At 58.5% G+C, this 13,932-nt stretch carries 17 protein-coding genes and 1 pseudogene; 9 read left to right on the forward strand and 9 right to left on the reverse strand.

Going from position 1 to position 13,932, the window contains the following annotated elements:
* Positions 1–186 precede the first annotated feature (186 nt).
* A complete protein-coding gene (locus FLO80_RS21220) occupies positions 187–609 on the reverse strand; it encodes a hypothetical protein (protein ID WP_111369135.1) in 423 nt (140 codons plus the stop codon).
* A gap of 265 nt (positions 610–874) precedes the next feature.
* Between FLO80_RS21220 and FLO80_RS21225 the strand changes: the two genes are divergently transcribed.
* Positions 875–1,237 (forward strand): hypothetical protein, encoded by a 363-nt coding sequence (locus tag FLO80_RS21225; protein WP_146611081.1) that lies wholly within the window; start codon positions 875–877, stop codon positions 1,235–1,237.
* A gap of 248 nt (positions 1,238–1,485) precedes the next feature.
* Here the strand turns inward: FLO80_RS21225 and FLO80_RS21230 are convergent, their stop codons facing one another.
* On the reverse strand, positions 1,486–2,109 hold the full coding sequence (locus FLO80_RS21230; RefSeq protein WP_111369202.1) for a LysE family translocator: 624 nt from the start codon (positions 2,107–2,109) through the stop codon (positions 1,486–1,488).
* A 344-nt stretch (positions 2,110–2,453) separates the two neighbouring features.
* Positions 2,454–2,900, reverse strand: a complete 447-nt coding sequence (locus tag FLO80_RS21235) for a MarR family winged helix-turn-helix transcriptional regulator (protein ID WP_111369140.1) — start codon at positions 2,898–2,900, stop codon at positions 2,454–2,456.
* Between the two features lie 84 nt (positions 2,901–2,984).
* Here FLO80_RS21235 and FLO80_RS21240 point away from each other — a divergent pair, with 84 nt between their 5' ends.
* The gene (locus FLO80_RS21240; RefSeq protein ID WP_111369143.1) at positions 2,985–3,443 is read left to right on the forward strand and encodes a hypothetical protein; all 459 of its coding nucleotides are present in this window, start codon (positions 2,985–2,987) and stop codon (positions 3,441–3,443) included.
* A 246-nt stretch (positions 3,444–3,689) separates the two neighbouring features.
* Here the strand turns inward: FLO80_RS21240 and FLO80_RS21245 are convergent, their stop codons facing one another.
* Positions 3,690–4,598 (reverse strand): LysR family transcriptional regulator, encoded by a 909-nt coding sequence (locus tag FLO80_RS21245; RefSeq protein WP_111369145.1) that lies wholly within the window; start codon positions 4,596–4,598, stop codon positions 3,690–3,692.
* Between the two features lie 98 nt (positions 4,599–4,696).
* On the opposite strand from FLO80_RS21245, the gene FLO80_RS21250 reads away from it, so the two are divergent.
* Positions 4,697–5,515, forward strand: coding sequence for an SDR family NAD(P)-dependent oxidoreductase (locus FLO80_RS21250; RefSeq protein WP_111369147.1), 819 nt, complete (start codon positions 4,697–4,699; stop codon positions 5,513–5,515).
* Between the two features lie 176 nt (positions 5,516–5,691).
* On the opposite strand, the gene FLO80_RS21255 is transcribed toward FLO80_RS21250, so the two are convergent.
* Positions 5,692–6,612 carry an SDR family NAD(P)-dependent oxidoreductase gene (locus tag FLO80_RS21255; protein WP_111369158.1) on the reverse strand — a complete coding sequence of 307 codons (921 nt, stop codon included), beginning with the start codon at positions 6,610–6,612 and terminating at the stop codon, positions 5,692–5,694.
* 104 nt (positions 6,613–6,716) lie between these two features.
* Between FLO80_RS21255 and FLO80_RS21260 the strand changes: the two genes are divergently transcribed.
* Complete coding sequence (locus FLO80_RS21260) at positions 6,717–7,334, forward strand: TetR/AcrR family transcriptional regulator (RefSeq protein ID WP_111369161.1); 618 nt, start codon at positions 6,717–6,719, stop codon at positions 7,332–7,334.
* 321 nt (positions 7,335–7,655) lie between these two features.
* Positions 7,656–8,153, forward strand: a complete 498-nt coding sequence (locus FLO80_RS21265; RefSeq protein WP_111369163.1) for a hypothetical protein — start codon at positions 7,656–7,658, stop codon at positions 8,151–8,153.
* A gap of 341 nt (positions 8,154–8,494) precedes the next feature.
* Here FLO80_RS21265 and FLO80_RS21270 read toward each other — a convergent pair whose 3' ends face one another.
* The 3 genes from FLO80_RS21270 to FLO80_RS21280 form a co-directional block, all read right to left on the reverse strand.
* The gene (locus FLO80_RS21270; RefSeq protein WP_111369166.1) at positions 8,495–9,355 is read right to left on the reverse strand and encodes an ABC transporter permease; all 861 of its coding nucleotides are present in this window, start codon (positions 9,353–9,355) and stop codon (positions 8,495–8,497) included.
* Positions 9,352–10,383 carry an ATP-binding cassette domain-containing protein gene (locus FLO80_RS21275; protein ID WP_246156779.1) on the reverse strand — a complete coding sequence of 344 codons (1,032 nt, stop codon included), beginning with the start codon at positions 10,381–10,383 and terminating at the stop codon, positions 9,352–9,354. Before FLO80_RS21275 ends, FLO80_RS21270 begins: the two co-directional genes overlap by 4 nt.
* Positions 10,384–10,651: 268 nt before the next feature.
* Positions 10,652–11,284: a tyrosine-type recombinase/integrase gene (locus tag FLO80_RS21280; RefSeq protein ID WP_111369172.1), complete on the reverse strand. Its 633-nt coding sequence runs from the start codon at positions 11,282–11,284 to the stop codon at positions 10,652–10,654.
* A 190-nt stretch (positions 11,285–11,474) separates the two neighbouring features.
* On the opposite strand from FLO80_RS21280, the gene FLO80_RS21285 reads away from it, so the two are divergent.
* Positions 11,475–11,828 (forward strand): ArsR/SmtB family transcription factor, encoded by a 354-nt coding sequence (locus tag FLO80_RS21285; protein ID WP_111369175.1) that lies wholly within the window; start codon positions 11,475–11,477, stop codon positions 11,826–11,828.
* Positions 11,829–11,838: 10 nt separating this feature from the next.
* Entirely contained in the window at positions 11,839–12,291 is a 453-nt protein-coding gene (locus tag FLO80_RS21290) for an SRPBCC family protein (RefSeq protein ID WP_223145533.1), read from the forward strand.
* Between the two features lie 174 nt (positions 12,292–12,465).
* On the opposite strand, the gene FLO80_RS21295 is transcribed toward FLO80_RS21290, so the two are convergent.
* A complete protein-coding gene (locus FLO80_RS21295; RefSeq protein ID WP_111369181.1) occupies positions 12,466–13,284 on the reverse strand; it encodes a LysR family transcriptional regulator in 819 nt (272 codons plus the stop codon).
* Between the two features lie 103 nt (positions 13,285–13,387).
* On the opposite strand from FLO80_RS21295, the gene FLO80_RS21300 reads away from it, so the two are divergent.
* Positions 13,388–13,789: a hypothetical protein gene (locus tag FLO80_RS21300; RefSeq protein WP_246156780.1), complete on the forward strand. Its 402-nt coding sequence runs from the start codon at positions 13,388–13,390 to the stop codon at positions 13,787–13,789.
* 63 nt (positions 13,790–13,852) lie between these two features.
* A pseudogene (locus FLO80_RS21305) lies at positions 13,853–13,932 on the forward strand (IS5/IS1182 family transposase); the annotation flags it as partial.

Genomic DNA, 13,932 nt, shown 5'->3' on the forward strand with positions numbered 1-13,932 from the left:
GGCGTTTTTCGGCGGGTGCGGCTTATTCGAATGGTTGCAAACCCCTAGGGTGTATATAAACATCCATCCGCGCCTCTGGTATCATGAGTCCGGTCGCATGCTGTGCTAGACACGAATGACTTGTAAGGGCTGAGACCGGTCATCCCCCCGCGCTAGGCCCGAACGACGGCTCAGGGCCGTTACATATCATGCCGTCAACCACTGTTCGCGATCTTCACCTGCCCGCACAATCCGGGCGCCGGCGAGTTTCTTACCTTCAGCACGCCCAATAAAGTTGTAGACCCGGCGATATACAGCTACCGAGTTTTTGTCGGCATGGGTCACGCGGACTTCATCGATCTTGGCCCGGCGGAATGATTTTACAATTTCTGCAAGCGCCGCCTCTGCAGAAACAAATGCTCCAAGATCTCGATAGATGTTGCCGCTTTGTCTAATCAACACTGCATGAACAACGCCGTCCTCGAGTATGGCAAAATCCAAAAGCTCTTCCACTGGGATGACTTCACCCTTGTTGGTGTCAATCAGTTGAGCACCTGGGGTCGGGCCCATGATGAAATGAAGAATTCCCCCGATGGCAAGAAGAATAAGAAATGCAATGAACTCACCCATGCGTTTACCATTAGTTGCGATCAGGACGATGCCTAGAGGCCATCTGCTCCAGCGTCGAATAACTCGCTGTTTTCACGATGAGCGGCAGCAATGCGAGCTGCAACCGCAGCATTCTGGCCTTGTAGTCAATGTCGGGAAAGGGTCTGAACCGTTGATCCCGACGACGAGACGCCAGGAAGCTACGCCGTTCCACCGTGTCGCGGCTTTGAACCCAGTTGGGCTCCTATCAATTCCATGATACTGCTCATATCGTTCGCATGGGAAGATGGAAATGGTCGAACTGGTTGGAAGCAGGGACTGCGGCAATTCACCGAAGAACAAGTTTGTTCAAGAGGTGGCCGCCGCGGTTGAGAGCGGTCAGGCCAACCCGAAGGATTTCAGTGAGGATGTGACCTGGGAGAATTCTTCGGAGGGTCCGATCGATGGAAAAACCGCGGTTCTGGCAAAGATCGAGGAGCGCGAGGAGGCCCTGTTCATCAAGGTCGAGCACGCGATTTCCCACGGCAAGGTTGGTGCGGCGAGTGGGACAACGAAACTTGCCGATGGCCGCGAAATTCGTTTCAGCCATGTCTTTGAGTTCAATACTGCGAAGGCGGATTGCGTTCTTGCCATCAAGAGCTTCTGCTGATCACCCGAGGACTGACTTGTCCCGATCTGCGGACCCTCAGCAACCGGAATTGCTGAGCGATTCACGAATGGCCGCTCTGGCGAAGCTGCACCGCGGCGCCGCTCAATCAAACAAATTTCCCCTCTGGGCCGTCCTTCCCTTGATCGGAACCCGCCAGCACGCGATACCGCGCCGCATCCGAGGTCCGCAGGGGGCCCTAAGTGCAGGATGCTGCACAAGGCATGAATGTCGGCAACCCGATCACGCGATTACCGTTGCGGCTGAAAGTCCTTGCTCGCCAGCAATACCGCTGCTCCGATCATAAGTGCGCCACAAATCTTGTTCACTAAACCGAAGGAAAACCGCTTAAGTGCCGTGGCCGCTCGCACTCCCAGCCACCCCCAGAGCAGCAGGATAGCCCCATCAACCACCAGATATGAAATGCCGAGAATGAACAGTTGCGGCAGCACAGGCATCGTCGGGTCAATAAACTGAGGAAAGAGCGCACCAAAAAATACAACGGCAAACGGGTTTGCCATGGATGTCACAAAGCCTTGACGGAACAAGCGGAACGACTGACCAGATGTGTTGGCTGTAACGCCATCCGTTTTTTCCTTCGAGAGAAATAGCTGAACGCCAATCCAGACCAGATAGGCCACCCCAAGCCATTTGATCCAAATGAACGCGCTTGCGGAGGTCGCGATGATCGCAGCAAGCCCGAAAGCCGCCCCCGTCATTTGCAGGCTGTTGGCTGTCAAATCTCCGGCGATGGTATAGGCGCTGCGTCTCAGTCCATGTCTAACGCTGTTCGATATGATAAGAAGCTGGCTGGTATCAGGGGGCGTTGCGAAAAACACTGCGACTGCTGCCAAATAGATCACATAGGTTTCCATAGGCATCATCGGGTTCCTTCGGTTGTCATGCGGTAATCTATGGCCTTCGCGCCAATTTGGCCAAACCCTCATTGCTGCCATGCGCATCTGGACACTGGACGCCAGCTTCGTCCCGCACTGCCCTCTCCGACCAACGAAAATGCTGCGGCGAGAACGAATGGCCGCAAAGCGAAAGCTGTGGCGCGGCGTTAGAGTGACCGACACCGGCGGCTATAGAGCCGATCACGTCATGCGAGGCAAGGGGAGCGCCAGACGCGGCGTGCCGCGCCGCCGCAAGTCGGCTTCGAGCCCATGTTGACCAATGCTGCATCAGGCACGAACGTTGGCTTTGCGTAGTTTGCCGCTCAAGTATCGCCCGGCTCTTCTGGTGTCTTGGTTTTTATGACCTTCTGAATCAGCGCGATGAATTGACGTTTTTCATCATCGGTGTGACCTGCAAGTCGCACCGCATTCTCTTCTTGCGCCGCCGCGATGGCTGGGCCGCGCAGGTTGCGGGCACGATCAGTTAGCCAAACGCGCTGAACCCGTCCGTCGTTCGTATCCTTTTCGCGAACGATCAGACCATCTCGCTCCATACGCGCCAAAGTATTTGCCATTGTCGCCTGTTCGATGTCGAGCCGCTCGACGAGCTGCTTTTGGGTCAGTCCGTCGGTGTCCCAAAGCTCAAGAAGCGCGGGGAATGTGCCGGTGGTCAGGCCCAGAGGTTTGATCCGCGCGGTCAGGCCATGCGCGAAGATGCGCGCCATGTGGTTCGCGAGATATCCCGCCGACTGATCCTTCGCAAATGCCATAGCCGATACATATCACTTGAATAGCAAGCTATTCAAGTGATACATAGCAAGCTATGTGAAATAAATCTGATCAAGGAATTCGTCATGTCTAAAACCATCCATCCCATCTCCGGCACCGTTGCGCTGATTACGATCCTGAGTTTCTGGCTGTCTACCATTTGGTCGGAGGCGTTTGCCGCGGCGCAGGTGGTCACGACGGTGAAAACATTGATTCCATACGGTTTCTTCGTTTTGGTTCCTGCCCTTATGGCAGCGGGCGGTTCGGGCTTCAGATTGGGAAAACGAATGCGCAGTCCGTTGATCGACGCCAAGAAAAAGCGAATGCCTCTCATCGTGTCCAACGGTATCCTGATCTTGATCCCATCCGCGCTGTATCTGTCGTTTAAAGCGCAGACGGGCGCGTTCGACATGAGCTTCTATGTGGTGCAGGCGATTGAGTTGATGGCAGGTGCTGTAAATATCACCTTGCTGGGACTTAACATGCGCGACGGGCTGCGGTTGTCGCGCCGACGGACACGACGCCCGGACGCCAAGGTCGAATGATGTCTTACATTAAGGCCGCACACCAAAGCGGACCTTGCTCTCAAATCTCCAAGCGGCGGCTTCTGTCCCGCCATGCCGTCATTGCCGTGTCGTAATAGCTGCGCGATGCATGAACGGCAGCAATGCGAAAGCTGCGGCGCGACGCGACCTGGCGAACGGCCGGAGTGGGCCGTTTTTCTGGGCCGCCATCGCATGTGACGCGGATGGTTACTGCACTGCCGCAAGTCCGCACGGAGCCCTTGTGCCTTACCCGTGCACTCTCTTCTTGTTTTCCTGCCGCAGAGCCTCGAGAAAGAGAGTGAAGGCGCGGGTCGGGTGGCGCCGGCTCGAATAGAAGGCGTGATAGCCGGGAAACGGCGGACACCAGTCGGCCAGGACCTCGATGAGCGCGCCGTCCTTCAGGGCTGGTGCGGCGAGATCTTCAAGCATGTAGGCCAAACCCATCCCCGCGCAAACCGCCCCCACGAGCGCGTCGCCATCATTGACGACGATTGACGGTGACACCTTCACCGTCTCCGCATGTCCGTCCTTCTCGAAGGACCACGGCGACAAGGTGCCACCCGCGTTCCTGAAGCCGATGCAGCGATGCGCCGACAGGTCTCGCGGCGTGCGCGGCGGATCACAGGTGTCGAGATACCGCGCTGCCCCCACAACGACGGCTCTCAAGGGTGGCCCCACGGGCACGGCGACCATGTCCATCTCCAGATCCTCACGCAACCGTATCCCGATGTCGAACCGCTCAGCGACGATATCGACATGCCTGTTCTCTACGCTCAGCTCGCCGTCGATCTCGGGATGAGCCGCGATCAGCCGCGAGAAGGCCGGCCAGACGAGCGTATCCGCGGCATGTTTTCCGCAAGTCACTCGCAGGCGCCCGCCAGGTTGCTCGCGCAGCCGTTCCAGAACCTCGATTTTCGCGTCGATCTCCGCGATGACCGGGGCAAGTGTTTCCAGCAACCGCTCGCCCGCCGCGGTCGGGGCAAGGCTACGCGTCGAGCGTGACAGCAACCTGATACCCATCTCCCGCTCGAGGCGCTTGATGGTCTGGCTGACGGCGGACTGGGTCACCCCCAGGCTGCGTGCCGCGGCGGTGAAACTGCGCTCTTCGGCAACTCGGTTGAAGATGAAGAGGTCGGAGAACTTACGCGGGTTCATTCAGTAGCCTCACTACTTGGTTTAACAAATCTCAGGACACTAATCACATACTGTATAGATGAGCTAATAAAGGGCCGGCAAGACAAGAGGAGCTGACAATGACAGACAATGTATGGTTCATCACGGGAGCTGGCAGGGGATTGGGATATCTGCTCGCCCGCGATGCCCTTCGGGCGGGCGACAGGGTCGTGGCGACCAGCCAATCCATCGACGGCCTTGCCGAAAGCCTCTCTCCGCCAGACGACAGCTTGCTCGTGCTGCCGCTCGACGTGACGGATGCCGAGGCAGCTTCGGCTACGCATGACGCAGCCATCGAGACATTCGGCCGGATCGACGTCCTGGTCAACAATGCCGGTCGCGCGCAGCTTGGATGGTTCGAGACGATCCCGGAGGAGGACGTGCGTCGGCAGTTCGAGATCAACCTGTTCGGGGCGATGAACGTGGCGCGCGCGGTGCTGCCTACGATGCGCCGGCAGCGCTCGGGCCTCGTGGTTACCATCTCGTCGGTGAACGGCCTCGTCTCAAACCCGGGTGGATCGATCTATTCGGCGTCCAAATTCGCGCTCGAAGGCTGGATGGAGGGAGTCGCAGAAGAGATCGCACCGCTCGGCATCCACTCTTTAATCGTGGAACCCGGAATGATGCGCACGAACTTTCTCGATCCGTCCAGTGCACGGCAGGGGGATTTAGACATTGCAGATTATACCGAGGCGGTGGCCGGTTTTCGAACCTTTATCACCGAAGCGAACGGCGCGCAGCAGAACGATCCCGAGGAGCTTTCTGCCCTGATCGTTGCCGAGGCATCCTCTGCCGAACCAGCGAGACGACTTCTGTTCGGCGCCGATGCGCACGAGTGGGCCAGCGCCAAGTGCGAGCAGCTCGCAACCGAGATCAACGCCTCAAACGCGCGAGCCTGAGCTCGGGCAATGTCAGCCCTGTTCCGCGTTGCGTGAAATCTTACTGTCCGTGACTTTGCTGACTCAGCGAATGGCCGAAATGACAAACTGCACCGCAGCATCCGAGCTGATCGCGAGTGGCCGCAATGGGCCGTTCCGTGCCCCAACTTGCCGCGCGTGTCGCGCTCCAAACCGATTTATCCGACCCCCATTCCTCCATCGCTGCTCAAGGCGCTGCCAGTTGCAAATGTTAGATCGGGCGACGCCATTGCAACGATAAAGCCCGCGATCTCCTCGGGACGGGCCATACGCTTCATGCCGTGTACGTTGGATTCCGCCCATCGTGCCGAGCCCACCTGCCAAACGGCATCCGGCACGCTCTCCATTCCCGCTGCTCGCCTCACCAATGCGGTGTCGGTGGTGCCGGGATTGATTGCGTTTATCCGGATGCCCTTGTCCGCGTAGTCCAGCGCGGCTGAATGAACCATCCCTATAAGCCCGGCTTTCGATGCGACATAGGCGCTTTGAGCGGGCCCCGCGACATTGGCGGCCGAGGAAGCAACAACGAGAATCACGCCCCCACCCGCGTTCAGCATCGCCGGTATCGAATGTTTCAGCGTGAAGAAGCCGCCACGCAGGTTGGTGTCGATCACATCCTGCCATTCCGGGGTTGCGTAATCATGCAGCGGTTTCTGGATTGTGATCCCGGCATTTGCTATAATGATGTTGAGCCCGCCCAATGTCTGACGTGCTTGGTCCAGAAGCTTGGCCACGTCCTCCTCGCGCCTCACATCCGCCTGAATGTACTTTGCCTGCCCACCCGCCGAGGCGATGGATTGTTGAACCTCTTTGCCAAGTTCGGCCCGCCTTCCGCAGAATGCGACCTTCGCACCGTGAGCGGCAAAGAGCTCGACCGTGGCCCGGCCAATACCCGACGTTCCGCCCGTGACAAGAACGGCCTTTCCAGCGAAACGATTATCCGCTTGCAGCGCGATCGGTGCGGGCGAGCGTGATCCCGCACCGACGGCCACGCCGGCCGCGGCACCCACCGCAAGGCCACCAGCCGCACCCAGCATGACTCTCCGCCCCGGATTTGTGGGTTTGCCTGTACCAGTCATTCTATGCCCTTTATATTAACAGTGAACATATTCTTTATCTCTCGCATAATACTCACTGTCAATATAAAAGATCAAAACTGCTGGCCGCTAACGGAGGAACACGCATGGCGACAAGAAAGAGGCGTCCCGGCGAGAAGCACGGCGATCTGAAAGCCGCATTGCTACAGGCCGCCGGAAAACGACTGGAACAGGACGGTCCGGAAAAACTGTCCCTGCGTGCCGTTGCGCGGTTGGCCGGTGTGTCCCAGACAGCGCCCTATAACCATTTCGCGAATCGGGAGGGGCTTCTTGCGGCGCTCGCGGCACAGGGCTTTGAGCGTCTCGCGACAAATCAGGCGGCCGCCGCGCAAGCCAATGATGATCCTCGGATTGCCCTTGAATGCCTTGGATACGAATACACTCGTTTTGCCCGTGGACATCCCAAGCTCTATCGTCTCATGTTCGGTGCTGGTGTTGGCGGCGAGGGCTGGCACGACGATGAACTCGTCACGGCGTCGAAATCCAGAAGCTTTGCGCCACTTCGCGACGTCATTTGCCGCTTGCTGCCGGAACCGGTTTCTCCCGAGCAAGTCGATAACGGGGCTATGGTCTGCTGGGCCTTCGTGCACGGTTTGTCGGCGATGCTGATCGATGGCACGCTTGCTGACCGGGTTGAATCCGATGACGCGCTCGCAGAGCTCTCGCGTCAATCAATAGCAATCATCCTGGATGGTGTGACATGAGGTGCAATTCCGCAAATAAACGGCTCAAACTGTCCTGCGTTGGCCCGCTTCAAGCAAACCAGAATGCTGCGCCGCGGACGAGTGGCCGACTCGGCGACGCTGCTTTGCCGCAGTGGTTCCGCTGCGAGTGGCAGCAATGGGTCGTCCGCGTGGCTCTCAAGTAGCCTGATCGTGGAGATGCTGCGCTGCCGTCCGAGGTCCGCAAGGAGCCCAAAGTAACCGATGCTGCGCCGAAACCTAATGTCGGCTTCGGCTTTAGATCCACGCGTTGCTGCAACAAATAGGTTTGGATCAACGGTCGCTTGTCGTATTGTCCTGTTTATGATCCGGAACCTCTTCGTTAACATGCCGACGATTGCATTTCTGTTGCTGTTCCATTTGGACGATGAACGGCTCGGGGCAGCATTTATCGGGATGCTGTTGGCTTGGGTGGTAGTTCTGTCCAAACAGCGCCAACCCATCATTGTGCGCGGACTCAACCTGCATTTCGCGTTGATCGTTCCGTTGCTTTTTGTGGCGTGGCGTTTCGGTCTAGTATCGTTCGCGAACTGGATCGAGACTTGGGTGTTGGCGTCAGTGGTTTGGGCAGCGGCTGGGGCAGTGGTACACGCCGTATGGCGGGGTGCACTTCCTGGTGTGATGGGTCTTGTGGCGGGGATAGCCGTTGGATGGACACTAATCCTGCCCAACGATCAGCTACTGACGATTGGGGTGCCGGTGATCGCTATGTCCTTTGCAACACGCTGGCTGGGCCGAGGAGATGCGAACGCACTTATCTTTGCCACGAGCGTGACGACCGGCGCTGACGATTATCTCTGACAGGTAAAAGGCGAAACCAAAGAGCAAGCGCGTGCGACGGTGAGAGGCCGTGCGCAACTGGCCATTGGCGCAGATGAAGCGAAATGGTGCTTTGCCCGCACTGCCGTCGTTCATGTTCCTGAAATGCTGCAGGAGCACCAACAGCAGCTTCGACGAGCCGCGCCGCAGCGTCACAAAGGCCTGGCGAGTGACCGCAGTGGGCCGACCTTGTCGAAAGAGCATCAAACCAAAGCGGTCAAGATGCTGCACCACCGCAACTTGGCTTTAAACCCGAACATATTCCAACACGGCATTGTCAGACGATGGCGCCTGCGGGCTCGGTCGTCCCGCAGCCGATTTCCTCACCTGAGCCGGTAGAGCCACAGCACCACGGGCGCCAGCGTCAGCGTCAGGACGACCGGCGCGATCAACGCAAGCCCAATCTGCGACAAGCTGGCCGTGCCCGACATCAACCCGCGAAGCGAGGTCGTCATCAAGGACACCGGGTTCACCTCGACGAAACTCCGGAGCCAGCCCGGCATCGTCGCCGGATCGACCATGATGTTCGAGGCGAAGGTGACCGGAAACAGGATGGTGAAGCCCAGTGTCATCACCGTCATCGGCGTCCGGACAAGAAGCCCCAGCACGATGAACACCCAGCCCATGCCGAAGCCGATGGTCAACAGCATCGCGAAGGCGGCGAGCGTGCCGAACAGCCCCGCATCGGGCCGGTAGCCAAGGATCAGCCCAATCCCCAGAATGATCCCGCCCGCGATCAGGTGGCGCAGGAGGTCCCCGACCATCAGACCTGCGAAGGGGGCGAGCGACCAGATCGGAAGCGTGCGAAAGCGGTCGAACAGACCCTTCTGGAAATCCGTGGACAGCCCCATGCCGGAGTAGACCGAGTTGAAAACGACGGTCTGCACCAGAATGCCCGGCAGGAAGTACTGAAGATAGTCGCCCGTCGATCCGGCCAGCGCTCCGCCGAAAACGAAGGTGAAGAGGAGCGTGAACATGATTGGCGTCATGACGAGGTCGAACAGCTGCTCGGGCACATGGCGGAACTTCAGGATCGCCCGCCAGCCAAAGACCAGCGCATTGGACAGCGGCCCGGGCGGCGTCGGCGGGGGGACCCGGCGCAGGGCGGCGATGCCGGGTGTTCCGGTCTCCGGGGCGCTTGCAGTGCGCGGCGAAGCTGAAGCGTCAGCGGTCAGGTCAGTCATGCCAGGGCCTTTGCCTTTTCGGTTTCCGCGTCGGGGGCTGATGCGTCTGGCGTTCCGGTCAGGGCGAAAAAGACTTCGTCGAGGCTCGGCGCGCCCATACGGAAGTCGGTCAGAGCGAAGCCTTCGGTGATCAGCGCGGTGACGGCCGCATTGGTGGCGGCGGCGTCGCCAGCCAGCACCGACAGCTCGGCGCCCTCGGGGCTACGCTGCACCACGCTTCCCAGATGCGCAGACAACAGGTCGGCCGCAGCCTCGATCTGGCCGCTGTCGGCAAGCGAGACATGCAAGACCCCCGAGCCGGTGGCCGCCTTCAGTTCGCGGCTGGTGCCTTCGGCAATCTTGCGCCCGTGGTCGATCACCGCGATCCGGTCCGCCAGTTGGTCGGCCTCCTCCAGATACTGGGTCGTGAGCAGAACGGTCACTCCCGAAGCGGCAAGCTGTCGGATCAGCCGCCACACGCCCTGACGCGCCGAGGGGTCAAGACCTGTCGTCGGCTCATCCAGAAACAAGACCCCCGGTGTCACGATGAGAGATGCCGCGATGTCGAGTCTCCGCCGCATTCCGCCCGAGTAGTCTTTGACCTGCTTGCGCGCCGCCGCTGACAGCTCGAAAGCGATGAGCAATTCGTCGGCTCGCGCCCGCGCCGTGCCCGACCGAAAACCCCAGAGGCGGGCCAGCATCACCAGGTTTTCGCGTCCCGTCAGGTCCTCGTCGAGCGAGGCAAACTGGCCGGTCATCGCGATGGAGAAGCGTACCTTCTCCGGCGCAGTGGCGATATCATGGCCCATCACCGTCGCGGTTCCGGCATCGGGTGAGGTCAAGGTGGCCAACATCCGCAGCAACGTGGTCTTCCCTGCACCGTTCGGCCCCAGCACGGCAAAGATCATGCCGCGCCGCACATCGAGGTCGATCCCCGCCACGGCGGTCATATCCCCGTAGCGGCGCACGAGCCCGCGGGCCTGTATCGCAAGGTTTGTGCGTTCGTTTTCCACGTTCGGCATCCGGTGCTGGAGAGGATCGTTCGACATTCTGCAGACTACAGCAGCGGTCGGAATAGTCGATAGGGTCGCGGACAGATTGAAAGCGGAAAGTTGCCTTCGCTGACGTACGGGGGTGCGAGCACCTGGGCTGAGAATCGTGCTTCCTGGACGAGGGCTGGCAGGATAGGGAGTACCCGTAGACCAATAAATTTTGGGCGAGGTGCGCTCCCATGACCGCTCTCATGAAGCTGCACTGCGGCGTGGCAAGGTCCGGTGAATGTCCCCTTCGGGCCGTCCGCGAAGACGGCCCGCTTCCTTAAATTTCAACGGCCTCTGCGATCGCAAGAGCATCCTCAAGCTCGACGCCGAGGTATCTGACGGTGCTGTCCATCTTCGTGTGGCCCAACAGCAGCTGGACTGCACGCAGGTTGCCCGTCTTCTTATAAATTTGCGTCACCTTTGTGCGACGCATCGAATGCGTGCCGTATGCGCTGGCCTCCAGACCAATCGACGCAACCCAGTCGCGGACAGTCCGCGCATATTGGCAGGTCGAGATGTGAATACGTTCGTGAAACCGGCCGGGCCAGAGGTACTCGGACCCGAACATCTGCGGGTCTTGCATCCACCTTTCGAGTGAGGCCCGGGTGCCTTCCGAGATTTCGAAGCGGACAGGTTTCTGCGTCTTGCTTTGCAGGACCGACGCCCGTTCCTTGATCTGGCCGGACGCCATGACATCGATAACCTTCATCCTGACCAGATCGCAGCCGCGCAGCTTGCTGTCGATGGCCAAGTTGAAGAGCGCCAGCTCGCGATGGTTCTCGGCCAGCTCAAGCCGAACCATGATCGCCCAGACGTGTTTGGGCTTCAGCGGTCGCTTCTGACCGACGATCCGACCCTTGTTCCAGGCGGGGCGAAGCGCGCGAATGGCAGGTAGGTTTGGTGTTTCCATGACTGATCCTCCGATCCGCCACGCCCTCCCACAACGACAACCCAACGTTGACAAGGCACCATATCACGGGAATGCCGCATCGCCTCCGAGGTCGGCAGTGAGCCCAAACCAACGTTCCTGCTGCGTCGCGGCGAATATCCGTTTGCAGAAATAGTTTGCTAAACGGCCAACTTTTTGTATAGTTGGCCACATGGAAAACTATCAATCCGCGCTCGATACTGCCTTTCATGCTCTTGCTGACCCGACTCGTCGGGCCATGATCGCACGGCTGATTGAGGGACCTGCTTCAGTCAAGGAGCTTGCGGAGCCCTTCGAAATGGGCCTCCCGTCGCTGCTCAAGCACGTGAAGGTTCTGGAAGCAAGTGGGCTAATCAACTCGGAGAAGACCGGACGGGTTCGAACCTGTCGCCTAGTGCCAACGCAACTCGCTGCTGCGGAAGACTGGCTGAATGAACAGCGTGCTATCTGGGAGGCTCGAACCGATCGCCTGGCTGCATTCGCCGAAAATCAACATGCATCGGAGACGAACAATGACGTCGAATAACCAACTGTCCGTGTCCAGACTGATCAATGCTCCGCGTTCTGCGGTCTGGCAGGCCTGGGCGAACCCAAAGAACTTCGAGCAGTGGTGGATACCCGCCCCTATCGTTTGCCGGGTCGAAAAGATGGACCTCAACCCCGGCGGGGGCTTCGAGACCCTGATGAGCGAAGACGGCGGTGAATTTAAGCCTCATGTGGAGGGGTGTTTTCTAGACATTGTCCCGCAGGAGCGGATCGTTTTCACCACGGCGCTGAAGGAAGGATGGGAGCCTGCCGAACCATGGCTGACGTTGACCTCAATCATCACAATGGAGGACGAAGGTAGCGGCACACGATACATCGCCCGTGCCCTCCACAAGAATCCCGAGGACAGCCGAAAACATGAAGAGATGGGGTTCGAGGAAGGCTGGGGAAGCACCATAGACCAGCTTGCGAAGCTGGCCGAAAAACTTCGAAGTAACCAATAGGCAGATTGAGCGGACATCCGAGTCCGCGGGGCGAGCGGCAAGATAGTCCCGCTTTCCGGCCAATGTGCAATCTGACACTAACGCTTGGTTGTCCGCCGTCAGGCTTCACATTGAGAGCACTCTCCACGTTCTCAGGTATGTCATAGCAACGTTCCACAGCGTTATTTGCGGATTTTACACGGCGGGGATCGTAGTTAAACGTTCGGCCAGATTTGCAGCGAAGGCGGATTTGCGATGAGAAACCCCGATCCTCCGAGAGCCAGCATCCGTGTCAATCAGCGGAAGCAATACGATGTTTTCGCGGCTTTCTCCGTGTGACTGCGGAACAAAGGCGATGCCTAGGCCAGCAGCCACCAGATCAAGCAGTTGCGGATCGTTCACCGCTTGTGCCGCAGCGGCAGTCTGAATCGTAGCGAGATCCATGCGATCGGCATTCGGACAATATGGCCGGTGGATCAGTGGCTCGTCTTGAAGATCGGCGAGGCGGATGCCGGACATCCCCGCGAAGGGATGGAAACGCGCGACTGCAATGCGAATCGGTTCGTCCGCGATAGGAATAAACTCATGTGTGCTAGGGACGCATTTATCCGACAGATACGCGAGGTCACTTTCGTGCGGGTCCTCAGTGAACCGAAAGGTCAGGTTCGCTATGTTCCGGCGCAAGCTGTGCAGGCCCGGTGCAAGCCCGTGAATCAGCATGTCAGGAGCACAGTGGATTCGGACGATCTTCTGTGGTTGGTCCCGCAGGCGGCTCTCCAGCGTCGAGAGGTGGCTCACGCTCTCCACAGCGTCGCAATACAGCTTGCGCGCAAGTGCCGTTGGCACCAGCCCTGATTTCGAACGCTGGAACAGCGGCATCCCCAATCGGTCTTCAAGCTTCAGGATCGCCGCAGACACTGTAGGCTGGCTGACACCATTGAGGCGGGCAGCCTTGCTGAACGTCCCTGTTTCAAATGCGCTCGAAAAATAACGCAGTGTGTTCAATTCTATCATAGTCAATGACTATATCATAAACAAACAATATCGCAATTAACTTACACCAAAGGTCGCTGCATATACATTTCATGACAATAAATAGGAGCGTTTGAATATGCATATGACCCCCGTAAAATCCGAGACGACCGCCATCGGCGAAGTGCTCACCAAGTTCGTCGCTAGTGATCCATCGATGTTCGAGTTGATATCTGACGATATTAATTTCCGGATCGACCATTTTCGCGACGACGCGGATACTAGTTGGCAACAAGCGACTTCCCGCGAAGGCATGATGGCCATGATTGAGCGGCTAGGTCGGGAGGTTTTTCCGAAAGGCACCGAGGCGCTAAGTGTAGAAACCCTTGTTTTGGGAGATGGCTGGCACTTGACTCAATTCAATCAGCGTTTCTTCTATGGCGTGCGGCAACGTGATGTCACCAGTCTCACTTATATCATTTCACATGAGACCGACGGCGTGATGGATTTCTTCCGCGAAACGGTAACCACAATCTTAGACGCCTAGGGTCAGGATGCATTGATTTCCAACGCGCTGCGTGATTCACGGCTCGGAAAACGGAGCGGTGACATGAGCGACCTTTTCTGGCTGACCGACGAGCAGATGGCCAAGCTTTCCCCTTTCTTCCCGAAGTCGCACGGTAAGCCGCG

This window comes from Aquicoccus porphyridii (assembly GCF_008369105.1).
In the GTDB taxonomy this organism is placed as follows: domain Bacteria; phylum Pseudomonadota; class Alphaproteobacteria; order Rhodobacterales; family Rhodobacteraceae; genus Aquicoccus; species Aquicoccus porphyridii.

Excerpts from the sequence above, each read along its gene's own strand:
- FLO80_RS21300 (WP_246156780.1), top strand. The coding sequence starts at position 13,388 with ATGACCCCCGTAAAATCCGAGACGACCGCCATCGGCGAAGTGCTCACC.
- FLO80_RS21270 (WP_111369166.1), bottom strand. The coding sequence starts at position 9,355 with ATGACTGACCTGACCGCTGACGCTTCAGCTTCGCCGCGCACTGCAAGC.
- FLO80_RS21265 (WP_111369163.1), top strand. The coding sequence starts at position 7,656 with ATGATCCGGAACCTCTTCGTTAACATGCCGACGATTGCATTTCTGTTG.
- FLO80_RS21260 (WP_111369161.1), top strand. The coding sequence starts at position 6,717 with ATGGCGACAAGAAAGAGGCGTCCCGGCGAGAAGCACGGCGATCTGAAA.
- FLO80_RS21285 (WP_111369175.1), top strand. The coding sequence starts at position 11,475 with ATGGAAAACTATCAATCCGCGCTCGATACTGCCTTTCATGCTCTTGCT.
- FLO80_RS21255 (WP_111369158.1), bottom strand. The coding sequence starts at position 6,612 with ATGACTGGTACAGGCAAACCCACAAATCCGGGGCGGAGAGTCATGCTG.
- FLO80_RS21245 (WP_111369145.1), bottom strand. The coding sequence starts at position 4,598 with ATGAACCCGCGTAAGTTCTCCGACCTCTTCATCTTCAACCGAGTTGCC.
- FLO80_RS21225 (WP_146611081.1), top strand. The coding sequence starts at position 875 with ATGGAAATGGTCGAACTGGTTGGAAGCAGGGACTGCGGCAATTCACCG.
- FLO80_RS21230 (WP_111369202.1), bottom strand. The coding sequence starts at position 2,109 with ATGGAAACCTATGTGATCTATTTGGCAGCAGTCGCAGTGTTTTTCGCA.
- FLO80_RS21295 (WP_111369181.1), bottom strand. The coding sequence starts at position 13,284 with ATGATAGAATTGAACACACTGCGTTATTTTTCGAGCGCATTTGAAACA.
- FLO80_RS21280 (WP_111369172.1), bottom strand. The coding sequence starts at position 11,284 with ATGGAAACACCAAACCTACCTGCCATTCGCGCGCTTCGCCCCGCCTGG.
- FLO80_RS21275 (WP_246156779.1), bottom strand. The coding sequence starts at position 10,383 with ATGTCGAACGATCCTCTCCAGCACCGGATGCCGAACGTGGAAAACGAA.
- FLO80_RS21235 (WP_111369140.1), bottom strand. The coding sequence starts at position 2,900 with ATGGCATTTGCGAAGGATCAGTCGGCGGGATATCTCGCGAACCACATG.
- FLO80_RS21240 (WP_111369143.1), top strand. The coding sequence starts at position 2,985 with ATGTCTAAAACCATCCATCCCATCTCCGGCACCGTTGCGCTGATTACG.
- FLO80_RS21250 (WP_111369147.1), top strand. The coding sequence starts at position 4,697 with ATGACAGACAATGTATGGTTCATCACGGGAGCTGGCAGGGGATTGGGA.
- FLO80_RS21220 (WP_111369135.1), bottom strand. The coding sequence starts at position 609 with ATGGGTGAGTTCATTGCATTTCTTATTCTTCTTGCCATCGGGGGAATT.